The sequence below is a fragment of the Bifidobacterium sp. JNUCC 75 genome (assembly GCF_054819865.1).
In genome coordinates this window covers 2,113,642-2,129,305 of record NZ_JBTHIF010000001.1, presented here as the reverse complement: position 1 = coordinate 2,129,305, position 15,664 = coordinate 2,113,642, and the positions used below count along the sequence as shown (strand labels likewise).

Here is a 15,664-nt window from a genome sequence, read left to right as displayed (position 1 = left end):
CAAGCGGACACCAATGTTTGCAAGGCGGAAACAAGCATGGAAGAAGAACGGAATGAGGAAGACTTGCAATCAGAATAGCGCCTGAACCCAGGGTATGAGCGTTTGCTTGAGAACCGGCGCAACCACTGAATCCGGATATCCCGATGAGTCGTATTCTTATAAACGGTGTCTTTGGTGTTCGTGGTATTCACGCAGGGTGCATTCCGATGGTTTTCGTTCCAACGACTTTTGTCCCTATGATTCTTCTGCCCAGGACTCGCACAAACTCGGGACAGCTGGTTCCGTCTGCGTAAGCGAGGGGACCGCCGACATATCTGACTTCTGCAATTGGGATCCACGGTGGCGGACAAGCAGACGAGTTTGATGGCAAGCAGGACCATTGCAAGGAGTAATGGAAGCGCTAGGGCAAGCGGCATTATCCAGACCGCCATGCCCATGCTTCCACCGGGTGTACTCCCGCCGGCCATAGCGCCTCTGGAATCCTCCGCCGTCTTGGCCCAATCACCGCTCTTGCCTGATACTGGCATGACTCCGCCCATGCTCCTGTCCAGAAGCCATGGGACCAGTAGTGCAACCGCCCAGGCCAGACAGGCAGCGGGGAGCATTCGAAGATTGCAGCTGCCGTTCTCCTGATCAATTGCATCGTGAACCCCAGCGTGAACTCTTGAATGAACGGCCATCATTGCGCCATCAAATATGGGCGTAAGCGGGCCAAGGTCTTGGCACCGATGCCGGGAACATCCAGGATCTGGTCTACCGAAGTGTACCGACCGCCGATGGCGCGCCGGTGCTCCAATATTTTTGCAGCCTTGACCGGGCCAATTCCCTTGACATTTTCCAGATCCTGCTGGCTGGCGCTGTTAAGATTCACGCGTCCCGCCTGGTCTGCTGACTCCGAAGAGGAACTGGGGGCCGGCACAGCATGAGCATTGTCGGTCTTTTCAGTATGTTGGGCGGAGTCTGAGGCCGGATCGGCCTGCTCGCTTACTACTGCGCTCGAAGTGTCCCGGCTACGTTCGTTACCCGAGGCTTGCTTGCCTCGGTGTGCAGCGCTGTTCACATTACCGTTCGCAGGAGCCGATGAACTGGTCCCGGATCCGTCAACGGCTGCTCCTGCAGCCAGCGCCCGTCCCTGCTGGGCCAGCAGGGTCAGACTTAGGGCAAGAGCCGACACCAGAATAAGGATGGCTGTCAAGGCCTGGAGGGGCGTAAACGACCAGACGGGCCGATCCCGTCGGACCTGGGACTTGGCCTTGCCTTCGGCTGACCCCTCCGAACGAACCGATTGATTCAGGGCCAAAGCCTGTAGGGGCGGCGCTGGCGGCTGGGTGATGTTGATGCTCATGGACCCAGCCTGGCATGAAAAGTCCCCCGATATGAGGTCGGGGGGCTATGTGGTCGAAGGTCGTCATCCGTCCACAGCCTGGCTGCGGACAGTACAGGATCAGGCCGGCACGACCGAAACGATCTTAGGGGCCTTGACGATGACCTTCCGCGGCTCCTTGCCACCCAGCCGCTCCTGGACGGCGGGCAGTTCCAGGGCCATGGCCTCGAGTTCATCAGGCGCGATGTCGGGACTGACCTGCAGCTTGCCGCGGACCTTGCCTTTGACCTGGACAACGGCGGTGACTGTGTCCTCGCCAAGATAGCGATCATCCCAGGTCGGCCACTGGGCGTGCGCCAGGGACTCCTTGTGTCCCAGACGGCTCCAGAGCTCCTCGCAGATGTGGGGGGCGATGGGCGAGAGCATAAGTACCAGGGGCTCAATGGCTGCCCTGGGCGTCGGATTCAGCCCGGTCAGATGGTTGTTGAGCACGATCATCCTGGCGATGGCCGTGTTGGGCCGCATGGCCTCCATCTCCACCGTCACGTCGTGGATGGTGGCGTTGAGCAGCTTCAGGGTCTTCTGGTCGAGCTCACCCTCGTCCAGAACCACCTCGCCGGTCCGTTCGTCCATCACGTTGCGCCAGAGCCGCTGCAGGAAGCGCATGCCGCCCACCACGTTGCGCGTATTCCAGGGCCGGGACTCGTCCAGGGGTCCCATGCTCATCTCGTAGAGGCGGAAGGTGTCGGCCCCATAGGTGCGGTACATGTCGTCAGGGGTGATGATGTTCTTCAGGCTCTTGCCCATCTTGCCGAACTCGCGGTTGACCGGCTGTCCCTGCCAGGTGTAGCTGACCTCGCCGCCTTCATCATGCTCCTCCACCTCGGCAGCGGGCACGTATTGACCGCGCTGGTCCGTGAAGGCGTAGGCCTGGATCATTCCTTGGTTGAAGAGCTTGTGGAAGGGCTCCTTGGACGAAACGTAACCCAGATCATAGAGCACCTTGTGCCAGAAGCGGGCATAGAGCAGATGCAGTACCGCGTGCTCAACACCGCCCACGTAGAGGTCGACACCGCCTGACTCCCCGGCCGTGGCGTTGTGCCTGGGCCCCAGCCAGTAGTCGTATTCCTCCGGATCGACCATGTGCTGGTCATTCTTGGGATCGATGTAGCGCATGTAATACCAGCAGGAGCCGGCCCAGTTGGGCATGGTGTTGGTGTCCCTGTGGTAGACCTTGGGTCCGTCACCCAGGTCCAGGGTCACGTTCACCCAATCCTGGTTGCGGCTCAGCGGGGCCTCCGGGCTGGACTGGGCATCCTCGGGATCAAAGGTCTTAGGCGAGTAGTCGGGCACGTCCGGCAGGGCCACCGGAAGCTGATCGTCGGGCAGCAGGTGGGGCAGGCCCTGATCATCATAGACCACCGGGAAGGGCTCGCCCCAGTAGCGCTGACGGGAGAAGAGCCAGTCGCGCAGCCGGTAGGAGACTGTCCCATGGCCCACGCCTGCCGACTCCAGCCAGGCAGTGACTTTCTCGATGGCCTGGTCAACCCGCAAACCATCCAAGCTGAGCGAGTCGCCAGCGGCCTGGGTTGTCTGAACCGAAGAGTCGACCACAATGCCGTCGTGAGAGACGAAAGGTGCCTTGCCCCGATAGTCGTCCAAGGTCTGTCCGGACTCAGCCAGTGGACTGACCGTGTAGACGACGGGAAGGCCGTACTTGACGGCGAAGTCGTAATCGCGCTGGTCACCGCCTGGCACAGCCATGATGGCTCCGGTACCGTAGTCCATCAGCACGTAGTCAGCAGTGAAGATGGGCAACTTGGCCCCGGTGATGGGGTTGATCGCGTACAGCCCAGTAAACAGGCCGGTCTTGGCTCCGCCCTCATCCACGCGATCCTTGGCGGTCTTGGCCTCGGCGGCCCGTCGGTAGGCTTGCACACCCTCAGCAGGATTGACATAGCCGCCCTTCCACTGCTCGGGCACATCCTCAGGCCACTCCTGTGGCAAGTGCTGCAGCAGGTCGTGCTCTGGGGAAACCACAGCGAAGGTAGCACCGAAAAGCGTGTCAGGACGGGTGGTGTAGACCTCCATGGTCTGATCGCCGTCAGGGCTGGGCACGGTGAAGTCCACCGAAGCCCCGTGTGACTCCCCGATCCAGTTGCGCTGCATGAGCTTGACCTTATCGGGCCAGTCCAGGATATCCAGATCCTCCAGAAGCCGGTGGCCGTAGGCGGTGATGCGCATGGACCACTGCTTGAGCTCACGCTGGTAGACCGGGTAGTTACCTCGTTCCGAGCGCCCCTCGGCGGTCACCTCCTCATTGGCCAGGACCGTGCCCAGTCCGGGGCACCAGTTGACCGGCGAGCGAGAGATGTAGGCCAAACGGAAGTCGTTGAGCACCTCGGAGCGCTCGGCCTCGTCCAGGTCATCCCAGGAGGCATCGGCATGGCCGGGGATGGGCCTGCTTCCGGACTTGAAGGCCTCAACCAACTCGCTGATGGGCCTGGCCGAGCCCGTCCCTCCATCTGCACGGCGGTAGTCGGGGTCATACCAGGACTCGTAGATGCGCGAGAAGATCCACTGTGTCCAGCGCACGTAGTCGGTATCGATGGTGGCGAAGGAGCGGCGGTCGTCGAAGCTGAGCCCCAGCCGGTGCAGCTGCCACCGCATGTTGGCGATGTTCTGCTCAGTAGTGACCCGGGGGTGCTGGCCGGTCTGGACCGCATACTGCTCGGCGGGCAGGCCGAAGGCGTCATAGCCCATGGCATGCAGGACGTTCTCGCCCTTCATCCGGTGATAGCGGCTGACCACATCGGTGGCGATGTAGCCCAAGGGGTGGCCCACATGCAGGCCCTTGCCCGAAGGATAGGGGAACATGTCGATGACGAAGTAGGGACTGCGGCCCCCAGCATGATCTCCCTGGGCATCCGTCAAGTCGCCCTTGGTGTTGGCGGCCCAGAAGGTGCCCTCTTTGTCCCAGCGCTGCTGCCAGCGCTCCTCGATGGTCTGAGCCATGGCGGCATCGTAGCGGAATTGAGGCTGTTCGGATTCCTGGGTCTGCTGATGATCCCTGTCTTCATTCGCGTTCATATCGTGAATTATCGCCATTCACATGGACACAGCCAGGCTTATGTCCAGCATCCGTCATCCTAACCGGAGCTGTGCTCAGTGGTCGCCAGGCTGCAGGGTGCGAGCTGCGGCATTGATAGAGAAGCCGATGGACTTGGAGGCCCGACCCAGTGCGGCCTTGAAGGATCCGTCCCGCATCATCCTCTTCAAGGCCTGGTCAATGACATCCACCAGCTCCGGATCCCCGTGGGGCACGCCGATACCGTACCGTTCATGGGAGAAGGGATTGCCGACCAGGCGCAGCTGGCCGCCGCCGCGAACATGAGTCAGGCCGGCCAGGGCAAAGTCGTCCCCGCTGGCGGCATCAGTGTCCCCGCTGAGCAGGGCCGTGATGCACTCGGGGAACTCCTCCCGCTCCTGTACCTGGGCTTGGGGGGCCAGCGAGCGCACCAGAGTCCCGGAGGTGGACCCAGCTGCCACGCAGACCCGCTTTTGGGCCAGATCATCCACCCCGGCGATGTCGTTCTGAGTGCGGCGAACCAGCAGGTCCTGCCCCGCAGCCAGATAGGGTCCGGCAAAATCCACCAGCTTTTGCCGTTCCTGGGTGATGGAATAGCCAGCCACGACCATGTCTACCTGGCCTTGTTCGAGCATGCGCTCGCGGTCCGCAGGCTTCACCTGACGGAAAACGATCTGCGACTCGGCGTATCCAAGTTCGTGGACCACGTACCGGGCCACATCCACATCCAGACCCCGGTACTGGCCGGACTGGGCGAATCCAAGCCCGGGCTGGTCGAAGGAGATGCCCACGCTGATCTTGGGCCCGATGGAACCAGCCCGGTAGCGATCCTCCTGGCGGTCGCACCCGCTCAGGGGCACCGCCAGAACCAGCGCCACCAGAGCCGCCGCAATCCTGCGTGCAAACATAATCGGCCCCTACTTGAACATTCTCGAGCGCGTCAGGAACCAGGTTACCAGGGCGGTCAGCAGGCCTGACAGAATCACCACGACCGCAAATCCCCAAGGCTTGTCAGTAAAGGGCATGCCGAACATACCCTGGTTGAAGTTCATGCCATACATGGAGAAAATCAGCGTGGGCACCGACAGGCTGATGGAGATGATAGTGAAGATCCTCATGACGTTGTTGACATTGTTGGAGACAATGGAGGCGAAGGCGTCAGTCATGTTTGAAAGCACGCTTGAGTAGATGTTGGCCATCTCGATGGCCTGCTTGTTTTCGGTAATCACGTCGCCCAGAAGATCCTCGTCGTCCGGGTAGCGCTTGATCCGCTCCAGGCCGGTCAGCTTCTCTAGGACGATCTCGTTGGACTTGAGGCTGGTGGCGAAGTAGACCAAGGTCTTGTTGAGCTCCAACAGCATGAGAATCTCTCTGTTCTGCATGGAGTGGCGCAACTTGAGCTCCAGCCGGTCCGACTCGCGGTCGATGATGCGCAGGTAGCGCAGATAGAGGGTGGCGTTACGGTAAAGGATCTGCAGGATGAAGCGGGACTTCATGAAAGTGTTGAAACCCCGAATGGTGCCCTCCATAAAGGGATGGAGCAGAACCGTGTCCTGCATGCAGACGGTGACGATCAGGTCCTCGGTAACGATGATGGACAGAGGAATGGTCTCGTAATAGTCACGCCCATCGCGCTCCTCGGCCCGGGGAATGTCGACGATGACCATGGTGTATTCGTCCTCCACGTCCACACGCGAACGCTCCTCATCGTCCAAGGGTGCACGCAGGTCTGCCAGGTCTATGCCGGTGGTCTGGGAGACATTAGCCAGCTCGACATCAGTTGGAGCCGATAAGCATATCCATGAGCCCTTGGAAGCCTTGCCGATCTGCTCGATCTGCCCGTTCATGGTGCTGAATACTCTCATCATCGCCATCACCGCCTCTCGTGCTCGAACCTGGCCGACGTGTCTGGCCGAACCGATAGTAGCAGATAACCAGTTGCCGCCGTGTTCAATTTCGCAGGGTAGTCCCTGGTCACCCCCTCCATGGGCGCAGGACGGCGGGTTGGATTTTGGAGGCGTCGAAGCGGAAATGACCGGTGATGGGACGATGACCGGGCGATCCCAGGTAGTCGTTCTCCCTGGCGCGCTGGCCCATGTTATGCAGAAGCAAGGGAATACCCCGGCTGTCCCTTTTATCCGAGACCATGCCGATGTGCCAGGAGGTACCGAAGATGACGATGTCGCCCTGTTGCCACTGGTCGGTGGCCGCGATGTCGTTGGTCAGACGCTGGGCGTGCCGGGACAGGAATACGCCGAGGACGTTGGTGCGTCTGAAGTCGATGTTCGGATCAGGCCTGCTGATGACTCCGGCATAGGCCCCAGGAGACGAGGCGATGTCAGCGTCGACCATGGCTTTCAGATCGTAGCCGGCCTGTCGGAAGGCCCTCCAGATCTCATCGGTACAGGCACCCCGGTCATCGGGTGGATAGCCGCCCTGATAGTAGCCGCTGTCATAACGTGGATGGATGCGTGCCTCCTGATGGGCTCCACGCACCATAGCCGTGTAATCGTCCACACCGTCGTGGTTGTAGTCCACAGGCGAGATCAGAGGCGGGTGGACAGCAGTCTGCTCAGGAGAATACCCGGGAGGGCTATGGGAAGCGGTCTTGCGGTCGTTTGCAGAGGAACTTTGATTATCATGGCGAGCAGATCCGACACCCATCAGCCTGCCAGCCAAGGCCAAGGAGCCCGCCACAATCAAAGCAAGCGCCAGCAGAACGGCCACCCACCGCAGAACAGTCGTCCGCCCACGACTGTTGCCGCTACGGCTTTGCTCTGTCGGCACGGCGGTCACCTCATCCGGTTGCGAAGGGGTCTGCCATCCATGAACCGACGAAGATTATCCAGGCAAATTTCCCGAACCTTGTCCATGTTGGAGGGGAGATGAGCTCCACCAGCAACGTGCGGGGTGAGCAGGCAGCGTGGCTGGCTCCAGAGCGGATGGTCTTCGGGCAGGGGCTCCGGTTCGGTCACATCAAGGCCTGCGCCGAAAATGCCATCCTTATCCAAGGCTTGCGCCAGAGCCATGCAATCCACGGCATCTCCCCTGCCCGCGTTGATCAGCACGGCGGTGGACTTCATCAATGCAAGACGATGGTCATCGATGATGTGCCGGGTCTGCGGCGTTGCAGGCAGGGCCAGAGCCACTACATCCATCTCAGGCAGCAGGGCATCCAGATCGTCAAAACCAGCCAGACGGTCGAACCCCTCCACCGGCTGGTCGGGATGGCGCCTGATACCGATGGTCCGAGCGCCTACGGCCTTGGCCAGACGAGCGAAGGAGGCTCCGATATCCCCTGTGCCTAAAACCAGGACCTGGCAGCCATGCGGCGAAAGGACGGCCCCGCGAGGTTCCCAACGGCCCAAACGCTGATTGTCCCGGTAGGCCGGCAGGTCCTTCATCAGAGCCCACATCATGGCGAACATGTGCTCTGAGACCGACTGCCCGTATGCGCCTGAGGCACTGGTCAACATGGCGTCCGGAGGCAGAACCCCCGGTTTCAGGTAGGCATCCACACCCGCGCTGCTGGTCTGCAGCCAGACCAAGTTAGGGCAGGCAACCACCTGTTCGGCCGGCGGATTACCCAAAATGATCGTGGCCTCCGATCGGAGGAATTGAGGGACATCGATGAGCCAATGCATGCTCTGCCGCATGTCCGTGTCGACAATGAACTCCTGATGAACGCCTGGAGCCGCCTGGAGGAATTCCCGTCGTTCACTCTGGTTCAAGGGCAAGCAGTTGATGATGAGCTGGTCCCCAGGATGGTTCTCGTTCCGCTTTTCAGCCCGCACTTCGGCATCGTTTTTGCCGGTCATGGTCCGCCGCCTTTCCGTTGCTGCCGACCCCCTTGGTCGCCCCTTGTTCATCATGCTAGCGCACTTGCAAGCTCAGGAATGACTCCAGACCATTCGAGGATAAAATCCATCAATTAGCTCACAATCCCCGCAATTCCGGGGCAACACACTGAGTTGCTCCATTCGCCAATCCCGGTGTACTATAAGCAAGGCTTCACCAAGCAAGGCAAGCACGGGGCTATGGCGCAGCTGGTAGCGCGTCTCCATGGCATGGAGAAGGTCGGGGGTTCGAATCCCCCTAGCTCCACAGATAGGATCCCGAGGTCACCTCGGGATCTTTTTATATTCGTTGGGCTTGCAAACGCCAGATCGGGGCCTATAGGAACTAAACGCGTTGTTTTAGGTTCTGTGTGTGGGTTTGGTTGTGTGTTGGTCAGAGTGTGGTGTTGGGGTATCTGACTGGTGTGTGGAACTCGTTCCAGTTGATGGCGGTGCCGTAGTGTTCGGGCTCGTCCTGTTCCTGTCTGGTTTCCCGTTTGGGTGCTGGTTGTGGCTGGTGGTGTTCGTCCCTGATCAGGCTGGCGGGGTCGGGGTTGTCGGTTTTCATGTAGCAGTGCCATTCGCAGGCGCGTCTCATGTGGCTCTCGGGTAGGCCGTGGTGTTGCAGGAGGGTGCGTTTGATGGGTGGGTTGACTCCTCCTTCCAGCCGGTTGGTGGTGCGTTCCACTGGCCCGCCGGCGGTGAGTTCGGGTTCCGGGAAGGCGAAGGGCTGCCTGTCTTGGAAGAGGTGTTCGAGCCTGCGGTAGCAGCGGCGGAGTTCCTGGTGGGTCCACCACCAGGATTGGTGGCTGGCTTTGGGGTTGGCTGGGTCGTCCTTGGCCATGGTGCGTTCGTCGATGAGGGTTTTCCATCTTTCGTGCCAGGCGTTCAAGGCCTCACCCCAACGCACCGCTTCCTCGATGGTATGGACCCGGGTGAGCTGGTCGGAGAGTCGCTTGAGTTCCTTGCCGGCCTGAAGTCGTGGTTTGAGTGTCGGGTCGGTTTTGGTGTTGCGTTGCACGTGCACCAGGCGGCGTCGGATGCGCGTGCCCGGCCAGCAAGGCATGGCAGGCTTTCTGCACGCCGCGAAGGCCGTCGGTGATGAGCACGTCGGGCCCGGGGATGCGGGAGGACAGGGCCGTGTAGGCCGCCGTGTTCTCCTGATGGCACCACTGCCGGTCGATGACCTGGCCCGTCTGCCCGTCGATCGCTATCAGGAGGCACCAGCCGTGTGCCATATACGTGCCGTCGGCCATGAGCGTGTGATGGACCACCCCGTCCGGTGTGATTGCCGGCTTGATGTTCCAGCACCAGCCGACCCGTTTACGCCAGGCCCTGGCGCCCATGGCCCCCATCTGTTCCTGGGTCCTGCCCGTCAGCGGCCAGTCCGGGAACTCCCTCAACTGCGCGGCGCGGGCCCGGTCCTGCCTGCGCGCGGTGGACGCGATCGAGCAGGACGGACACATCCGGCGCTGCGTGCCTGATCTGTTGCGCCCATGCTTGCGCATCCGCCCATGGCATATGGGGCAATGCCTGGCCCTCTTCGATCTGGTTCTCATTCCCCAATCGAACAGGAACGGGCACCCCAGCAAGACCCCTATTAACAACCCGACCTATTAACAACCACCCAACACGCTTACAGCCACAAGGCCAAACCCCCAACATAAACAACGCGTTTAGTTCCTATAGCCCAGAATCTCTGAAGTGGGTGTCACTGCTCCAGGAAATCGGTGCAGACGCAGTCGTTAATATCATTCAGAATGGAAGCCACGGGGGAGGATCAGGTAAGTATAGACGCTGGGAAAAGTTTGCTATGCAAACGGCTTGGTGTCTTGACATCATTGGATGCAGCAATTGAAGGTCCATCTCTACTCAAAGGAAAGTTGCCATCTTAAAAGGCGACGTATGGGTACTTAGCTATCAAAGGCAATGAGCAAGTTATTAATATTCAAGAAGCGAGTTAAAACAGAAGTTGACACTGAACCGGGTTCTGATAATATTACTACAAAGCATAGTCCGCAACGATGGGAGACGCAATTATTGGGGAAGCTGTATACATGCGGGCGACGCACCCAGGATCTCCTTTCTTTGTCGATAGCCGTAGTCTCATGGCACATGCCGAAGAGTCATGGGATCCTGAACCTGACTGTCCGATAGGATGGGCTTCAAATAAATCCGTAGTATGGACATATATGCAGCCGACTGCTTGCATAATGAGGACCCACGGATGGAAAATTCATGTGACGGCTTCCCTTGACAATGCACAATCAGTTTTAGAAAAAGTTTCTAAAATCTGTATTTCAGAGCATGTTATGTTCAAATATCTCAGGGATAAACAACAGTACCGAACTCGTTGTCGTGGGGCTTTATAATCGCATGAGGTCTGGCGATACTCTGATCTCAGTACCATGAAGGTTAATATTATGCGTGATGGTGTGGTAGTAGCTGAACAGCTAAGTAAGAATTTCGTCTCGGGTGACGGGACTCCCACTGTGGTGTTCAATGATCTTTCTTTTGTTGCTGCTGGTGGTGCCATGACCGCAATTACAGGGCCCTCTGGATGTGGTAAGAGCACCTTGCTATATTGCCTTTCTGGTCTTGAACAGCCATCTCAAGGAAATGTGTGGGTGCTGGGTGAGGAACTAACTAAGAAGAACCAGCGTAACTTGGCTTTGTTTCGCAGATCGCATATCGGGTTTGTGTTTCAGTCCTACAATCTTGTCCCGTCCATGACCGTTCGTGACAATATCCTGCTCCCCTTGACTCTCAGCCATCGCAAGGTCGATCAAGGAAGCATCGATGCCCTCATGGATAAGTTCCACTTGAGCGGGCACGACAATGACGCAGCTAGTTCGCTCTCAGGTGGTGAGCAGCAGCGGGTATCCTTGATTCGCACCTTGGTCGCGGATCCCGATGTTGTGTTCGCCGATGAGCCGACAGGTGCTCTTGACCAGAAGTCCGGACAGTTGGTTTTCTCGCAGTTGCGGGACTTCTCCCATCGACCCGGTAAATGCGTGGTCGTGGTCACACACGATCTCCGCCTGGCCCGGCAATGCGACGTCGTATACACCATGAGTGATGGCGGATTTGTCGCATCAGGGAATGTGGAAGAGCAAGCGTAGTTATTGCCCTGATTCTGTATGGCGATGCGGCGTGAAAGGTGTAAGTCATGAAGTGGGCGTTGAATGATCTGAAAGCCAATAGAGGAATCTGGGCCGGTGTGTTTCTTGTGCTTGTGGTCACGCAGACGATTCTGTGCGCCATGAGTGTATGCAAGGGAATCAATGATCTCAAACATGATTCCCCGGGGGAAGTGGGTGTGGTATCTCACCATCTCAGCACTAACGTGGACTCGGTCTACCAGATAGCAATGGTCCTGGGTTGCCTGGTCATTATGGTGACGATTCAGGCTTCCATAAGGCAGCGGCGGAAGGGACTTGCATTGTTGTCCCTGCTTGGTGCCACACCTAGGCAGGTGCTGACCCTCACCATGGTGCAGGTGTTCGTGCTGACTCTGATCTCCTCCATCGTTGGTATGGCGCTGGCGCCAATTCTTGCCCCACGGATTCTAAAGTTCCAGTTGGAGGCCGTGCTGTTACCGCCGCTTATCACTTTTACTTGGCAGGGTTTCTTAGACTTTGCTTTGAGGGGGCTTGCAGTCGGTTTCATTGTGGCTTTGTTGGGTGCTCTCTTTACTCTGCGTGCTTTGAGGAAAGTGCTTCCGGTTGAGCTGCTGAGAGGTTCAGGAACTGAGGAAGTCCACGTCACGAGAGCTGGGCGCGGTCTGAGGAGATTCCTTATTATCGGTGGTTTCATCGCCCTGCTGGCACCGGCTGTCGCTGCCGTCATCCTGGTGTTGAACGACCCCAAAACTCTGAGTAAGACCCAATTGGGCATCATCATGCAACCCATGTCATTAGGCCCGATCATCGCGATACTGCTGTTTCTGGTCGCTCTGGCCTATTCTGGAGGACCCATCATCCAATGGGCCACCAAAACATGGACGAATCTGGTTCCTGTGCAATCCGATGTCTGGAAGATCGCACGGGCACAAGCCATTGTGAGAAGTCGCGGGAAGGCATTCGGCTCCACCATCATCTCACTGACTGCTTGCCTGTTCCTGCTCGGTGGATTGTTAATCACAGGTCAAACCAGTACTGCTGCCATAAGTGGCTTTCCCCAGTTGAAAGACATGGGATCAGCCACACCGATAGAGCTTATGTCCAGCCTGTGGTCGGCCTTGCTCATTGCTGTAATCGGTGCGGTCGCCAGTTTCGCCATCTCTGCCAAGGAACGCAACCTTGATCTGGCCCTTATCTCCATCGCGGGCGCTGTGCCCGGACAGCTACTTGCCATATCGGCCTTGGATGGTTTCATCCTCGTGACCACCGGTATCCTTATCTCTGCGGGGGCCACCTTGCTCGTCGGAGTTTTCACCGCTGTGACATTCCTCCCTCTTTCCAAGAATCTCTTTGTAGTGGTCTTCCCCTGGAAGTTCTTCATTATCCTTGCTGTGCCCATTATCGCCGCGGGAACACTTTCCACATTTTTCTCTGCACGTTCTAGTTTGAAGCGATCGGCAATTGAAACCGTCCAAACAGCCATAGGCGAATAGCGGAAATCATGTCAACTATGCAAACTCAGCAACGTCAAAAAACCACAATTTTTAATGTATTCAGACTATTGAAACCGCACACAGCTATCACTGTTGTTGTGATGTCTGTGGGTATAGTGTCTTCAGGTCTGGCGTTACTACAACCTCTGTGTGTCAATTATCTTCTACACGCCATAGAACAGAGTCAGAAGTTGGTGAGACCAATTGCAGTCTTGGCGCTTTTGTTTGTAGCAGGCATCGTCCTGGATGGTTTGGGATCCAATATGGCAAACCGCCTTGCGGCGAAAATAGTTTTCGATAAACGTAGCAATCTCATTACCTGTATCCTCGGCCTGCCGGTACAAGAGTATGATAAGAGGGAGTCGGGTGACTATGTCTCAACTGTCATCTCAGATACTAATGAGTTACGCTCAGCCCTGTCATCAGACTTCTTTAAAGTGGCCGCGAATCTGTTAACAGCTTGCGGATCAGCTGTCGCTATGCTGTTCATTGATACCAGACTCTTTGCCGTGGCACTTATAACTTCGTGCACATCCATTCTGTTGATGATTGCTGCTTCTTCTCGTCTGCAGGCCTATACCGAACTGGTACAAGCTAAGACAGCAAGACTGTCTAATGCCATACTGCGATCATTAGCTGGAATTCGCACAATTAAGGCCTTTATGGCAACAGTGCCTGAAACGAAAAGAGTAGTCGGTACCGCAGAAGAAGTGTATCGGGCAACAGTAAAAGTGGCCAACAAGGAAACAATCATTCGGTCCATTGTGAACTGCGCCATACAGCTGACCTTACTAATCGTTTTTTCCTTTGGCGGCGCGGAAATAGCGAAAGGGGATCTTGATATTTCTAATTTCATCTCCTTTTCAATGTATTTGACTATGGTTGTTTCTTCGCTAAGCTCCTTTTCCTCATCTATAACCACGGCTTTCAAAGCTTTAGGACCACTCAGGAGAATAGAAGACATTGAATCTTTGCGCGATAAAAGCGAAACCGTAAGTTCGAGCAATATGCTTTCCCCAGATGGGCATTCCTCGTTTGATACAGCCAACATTACGCTGGAGTTCAAAGATGTATGCTTTTCTTACAATACAGCGGACAAAGATGATGAACGAAATACCACTCTGCAGAACATTAGTTTTAGCGCAGTCCCACACCAAAGAACCGTCATCGTGGGCTCGTCGGGTTCAGGTAAAACTACGCTGCTTTCCCTATTGGAGGCTTTTTATAGGCCGGATTCGGGGCATATCCTATACAACAATGTTGACTCAACTGATTTAAATGGGCCTATAGGAACTAAACGCGTTGTTTTAGGTTCTGTGTGTGGGTTTGGTTGTGTGTTGGTCAGAGTGTGGTGTTGGGGTATCTGACTGGTGTGTGGAACTCGTTCCAGTTGATGGCGGTGCCGTAGTGTTCGGGCTCGTCCTGTTCCTGTCTGGTTTCCCGTTTGGGTGCTGGTTGTGGCTGGTGGTGTTCGTCCCTGATCAGGCTGGCGGGGTCGGGGTTGTCGGTTTTCATGTAGCAGTGCCATTCGCAGGCGCGTCTCATGTGGCTCTCGGGTAGGCCGTGGTGTTGCAGGAGGGTGCGTTTGATGGGTGGGTTGACTCCTCCTTCCAGCCGGTTGGTGGTGCGTTCCACTGGCCCGCCGGCGGTGAGTTCGGGTTCCGGGAAGGCGAAGGGCTGCCTGTCTTGGAAGAGGTGTTCGAGCCTGCGGTAGCAGCGGCGGAGTTCCTGGTGGGTCCACCACCAGGATTGGTGGCTGGCTTTGGGGTTGGCTGGGTCGTCCTTGGCCATGGTGCGTTCGTCGATGAGGGTTTTCCATCTTTCGTGCCAGGCGTTCAAGGCCTCACCCCAACGCACCGCTTCCTCGATGGTATGGACCCGGGTGAGCTGGTCGGAGAGTCGCTTGAGTTCCTTGCCGGCCTGAAGTCGTGGTTTGAGTGTCAGGTCGGTTTTGGTGTTGCGTTGCACGTGCACCAGGCGGCGTCGGATGCGCGTGCCCGGCCAGCAAGGCATGGCAGGCTTTCTGCACGCCGCGAAGGCCGTCGGTGATGAGCACGTCGGGCCCGGGGATGCGGGAGGACAGGGCCGTGTAGGCCGCCGTGTTCTCCTGATGGCACCACTGCCGGTCGATGACCTGGCCCGTCTGCCCGTCGATCGCTATCAGGAGGCACCAGCCGTGTGCCATATACGTGCCGTCGGCCATGAGCGTGTGATGGACCACCCCGTCCGGTGTGATTGCCGGCTTGATGTTCCAGCACCAGCCGACCCGTTTACGCCAGGCCCTGGCGCCCATGGCCCCCATCTGTTCCTGGGTCCTGCCCGTCAGCGGCCAGTCCGGGAACTCCCTCAACTGCGCGGCGCGGGCCCGGTCCTGCCTGCGCGCGGTGGACGCGATCGAGCAGGACGGACACATCCGGCGCTGCGTGCCTGATCTGTTGCGCCCATGCTTGCGCATCCGCCCATGGCATATGGGGCAATGCCTGGCCCTCTTCGATCTGGTTCTCATTCCCCAATCGAACAGGAACGGGCACCCCAGCAAGACCCCTATTAACAACCCGACCTATTAACAACCACCCAACACGCTTACAGCCACAAGGCCAAACCCCCAACATAAACAACGCGTTTAGTTCCTATAGCCCACCCATGCCGAAGCCAAGATTAGGACACCCCGACAAACTCCGTTACGGCATCAAGGGATAATCTTCGCCAATCACTGTCGGCAATCTATAGAACCCACACCTCGATCAAATCTTTAACCTCGACTAACCAGCATTGTTTTTATCTCCCACCTAACAGGATAG

Annotated in this window: 10 protein-coding genes, 1 tRNA gene and 2 pseudogenes; 5 read left to right on the top strand and 8 right to left on the bottom strand. The window is 57.7% G+C overall.

Annotated elements, in window-relative coordinates:
• Window positions 1–679 precede the first annotated feature (679 nt).
• The 6 genes from ACVWNW_RS08455 to ACVWNW_RS08430 form a co-directional block, all read right to left on the bottom strand.
• Complete coding sequence (locus tag ACVWNW_RS08455; protein WP_198229376.1) at window positions 680–1,345, bottom strand: ComEA family DNA-binding protein; 666 nt, start codon at window positions 1,343–1,345, stop codon at window positions 680–682.
• A 99-nt stretch (window positions 1,346–1,444) separates the two neighbouring features.
• The gene (leuS, locus tag ACVWNW_RS08450; RefSeq protein WP_454482211.1) at window positions 1,445–4,414 is read right to left on the bottom strand and encodes a leucine--tRNA ligase; all 2,970 of its coding nucleotides are present in this window, start codon (window positions 4,412–4,414) and stop codon (window positions 1,445–1,447) included.
• Between the two features lie 75 nt (window positions 4,415–4,489).
• Complete coding sequence (locus ACVWNW_RS08445) at window positions 4,490–5,320, bottom strand: glutamate ABC transporter substrate-binding protein (RefSeq protein ID WP_313840365.1); 831 nt, start codon at window positions 5,318–5,320, stop codon at window positions 4,490–4,492.
• 9 nt (window positions 5,321–5,329) lie between these two features.
• Complete coding sequence (locus ACVWNW_RS08440) at window positions 5,330–6,280, bottom strand: magnesium transporter CorA family protein (RefSeq protein ID WP_046322833.1); 951 nt, start codon at window positions 6,278–6,280, stop codon at window positions 5,330–5,332.
• Window positions 6,281–6,386: 106 nt separating this feature from the next.
• Window positions 6,387–7,199, bottom strand: a complete 813-nt coding sequence (locus tag ACVWNW_RS08435; protein WP_454482208.1) for a DUF1287 domain-containing protein — start codon at window positions 7,197–7,199, stop codon at window positions 6,387–6,389.
• A 5-nt stretch (window positions 7,200–7,204) separates the two neighbouring features.
• Window positions 7,205–8,230, bottom strand: coding sequence for a D-2-hydroxyacid dehydrogenase (locus ACVWNW_RS08430; protein WP_454482206.1), 1,026 nt, complete (start codon window positions 8,228–8,230; stop codon window positions 7,205–7,207).
• A gap of 213 nt (window positions 8,231–8,443) precedes the next feature.
• Here ACVWNW_RS08430 and ACVWNW_RS08425 point away from each other — a divergent pair.
• Window positions 8,444–8,516 (top strand) — tRNA-Ala (locus tag ACVWNW_RS08425).
• Between the two features lie 126 nt (window positions 8,517–8,642).
• Here ACVWNW_RS08425 and ACVWNW_RS08420 read toward each other — a convergent pair.
• Window positions 8,643–9,807 (bottom strand): annotated as a pseudogene (locus ACVWNW_RS08420) (IS1249 family transposase).
• A 465-nt stretch (window positions 9,808–10,272) separates the two neighbouring features.
• Between ACVWNW_RS08420 and ACVWNW_RS08415 the strand changes: the two are divergent.
• From ACVWNW_RS08415 to ACVWNW_RS08400, 4 genes are read left to right on the top strand one after another with little or no spacing between them, the layout of a single operon-like run.
• A complete protein-coding gene (locus tag ACVWNW_RS08415) occupies window positions 10,273–10,620 on the top strand; it encodes a class III lanthionine synthetase LanKC N-terminal domain-containing protein (RefSeq protein WP_454482204.1) in 348 nt (115 codons plus the stop codon).
• 51 nt (window positions 10,621–10,671) lie between these two features.
• Window positions 10,672–11,370 carry an ABC transporter ATP-binding protein gene (locus tag ACVWNW_RS08410; protein ID WP_045924347.1) on the top strand — a complete coding sequence of 233 codons (699 nt, stop codon included), beginning with the start codon at window positions 10,672–10,674 and terminating at the stop codon, window positions 11,368–11,370.
• 47 nt (window positions 11,371–11,417) lie between these two features.
• Window positions 11,418–12,863 (top strand): FtsX-like permease family protein, encoded by a 1,446-nt coding sequence (locus ACVWNW_RS08405; RefSeq protein WP_045924218.1) that lies wholly within the window; start codon window positions 11,418–11,420, stop codon window positions 12,861–12,863.
• 8 nt (window positions 12,864–12,871) lie between these two features.
• A complete protein-coding gene (locus tag ACVWNW_RS08400) occupies window positions 12,872–14,230 on the top strand; it encodes an ABC transporter ATP-binding protein (protein ID WP_101433109.1) in 1,359 nt (452 codons plus the stop codon).
• Here ACVWNW_RS08400 and ACVWNW_RS08395 read toward each other — a convergent pair.
• Window positions 14,205–15,369: pseudogene (locus tag ACVWNW_RS08395) on the bottom strand (IS1249 family transposase). The gene ACVWNW_RS08400 and the pseudogene ACVWNW_RS08395 overlap by 26 nt on opposite strands.
• Window positions 15,370–15,664 lie beyond the last annotated feature (295 nt).

Excerpts from the sequence above, each read along its gene's own strand:
- ACVWNW_RS08430 (WP_454482206.1), bottom strand. The coding sequence starts at position 8,230 with ATGACCGGCAAAAACGATGCCGAAGTGCGGGCTGAAAAGCGGAACGAG.
- ACVWNW_RS08445 (WP_313840365.1), bottom strand. The coding sequence starts at position 5,320 with ATGTTTGCACGCAGGATTGCGGCGGCTCTGGTGGCGCTGGTTCTGGCG.
- leuS (WP_454482211.1), bottom strand. The coding sequence starts at position 4,414 with ATGAACGCGAATGAAGACAGGGATCATCAGCAGACCCAGGAATCCGAA.
- ACVWNW_RS08410 (WP_045924347.1), top strand. The coding sequence starts at position 10,672 with ATGCGTGATGGTGTGGTAGTAGCTGAACAGCTAAGTAAGAATTTCGTC.
- ACVWNW_RS08405 (WP_045924218.1), top strand. The coding sequence starts at position 11,418 with ATGAAGTGGGCGTTGAATGATCTGAAAGCCAATAGAGGAATCTGGGCC.
- ACVWNW_RS08400 (WP_101433109.1), top strand. The coding sequence starts at position 12,872 with ATGTCAACTATGCAAACTCAGCAACGTCAAAAAACCACAATTTTTAAT.
- ACVWNW_RS08415 (WP_454482204.1), top strand. The coding sequence starts at position 10,273 with ATGGGAGACGCAATTATTGGGGAAGCTGTATACATGCGGGCGACGCAC.
- ACVWNW_RS08440 (WP_046322833.1), bottom strand. The coding sequence starts at position 6,280 with ATGATGAGAGTATTCAGCACCATGAACGGGCAGATCGAGCAGATCGGC.
- ACVWNW_RS08455 (WP_198229376.1), bottom strand. The coding sequence starts at position 1,345 with ATGAGCATCAACATCACCCAGCCGCCAGCGCCGCCCCTACAGGCTTTG.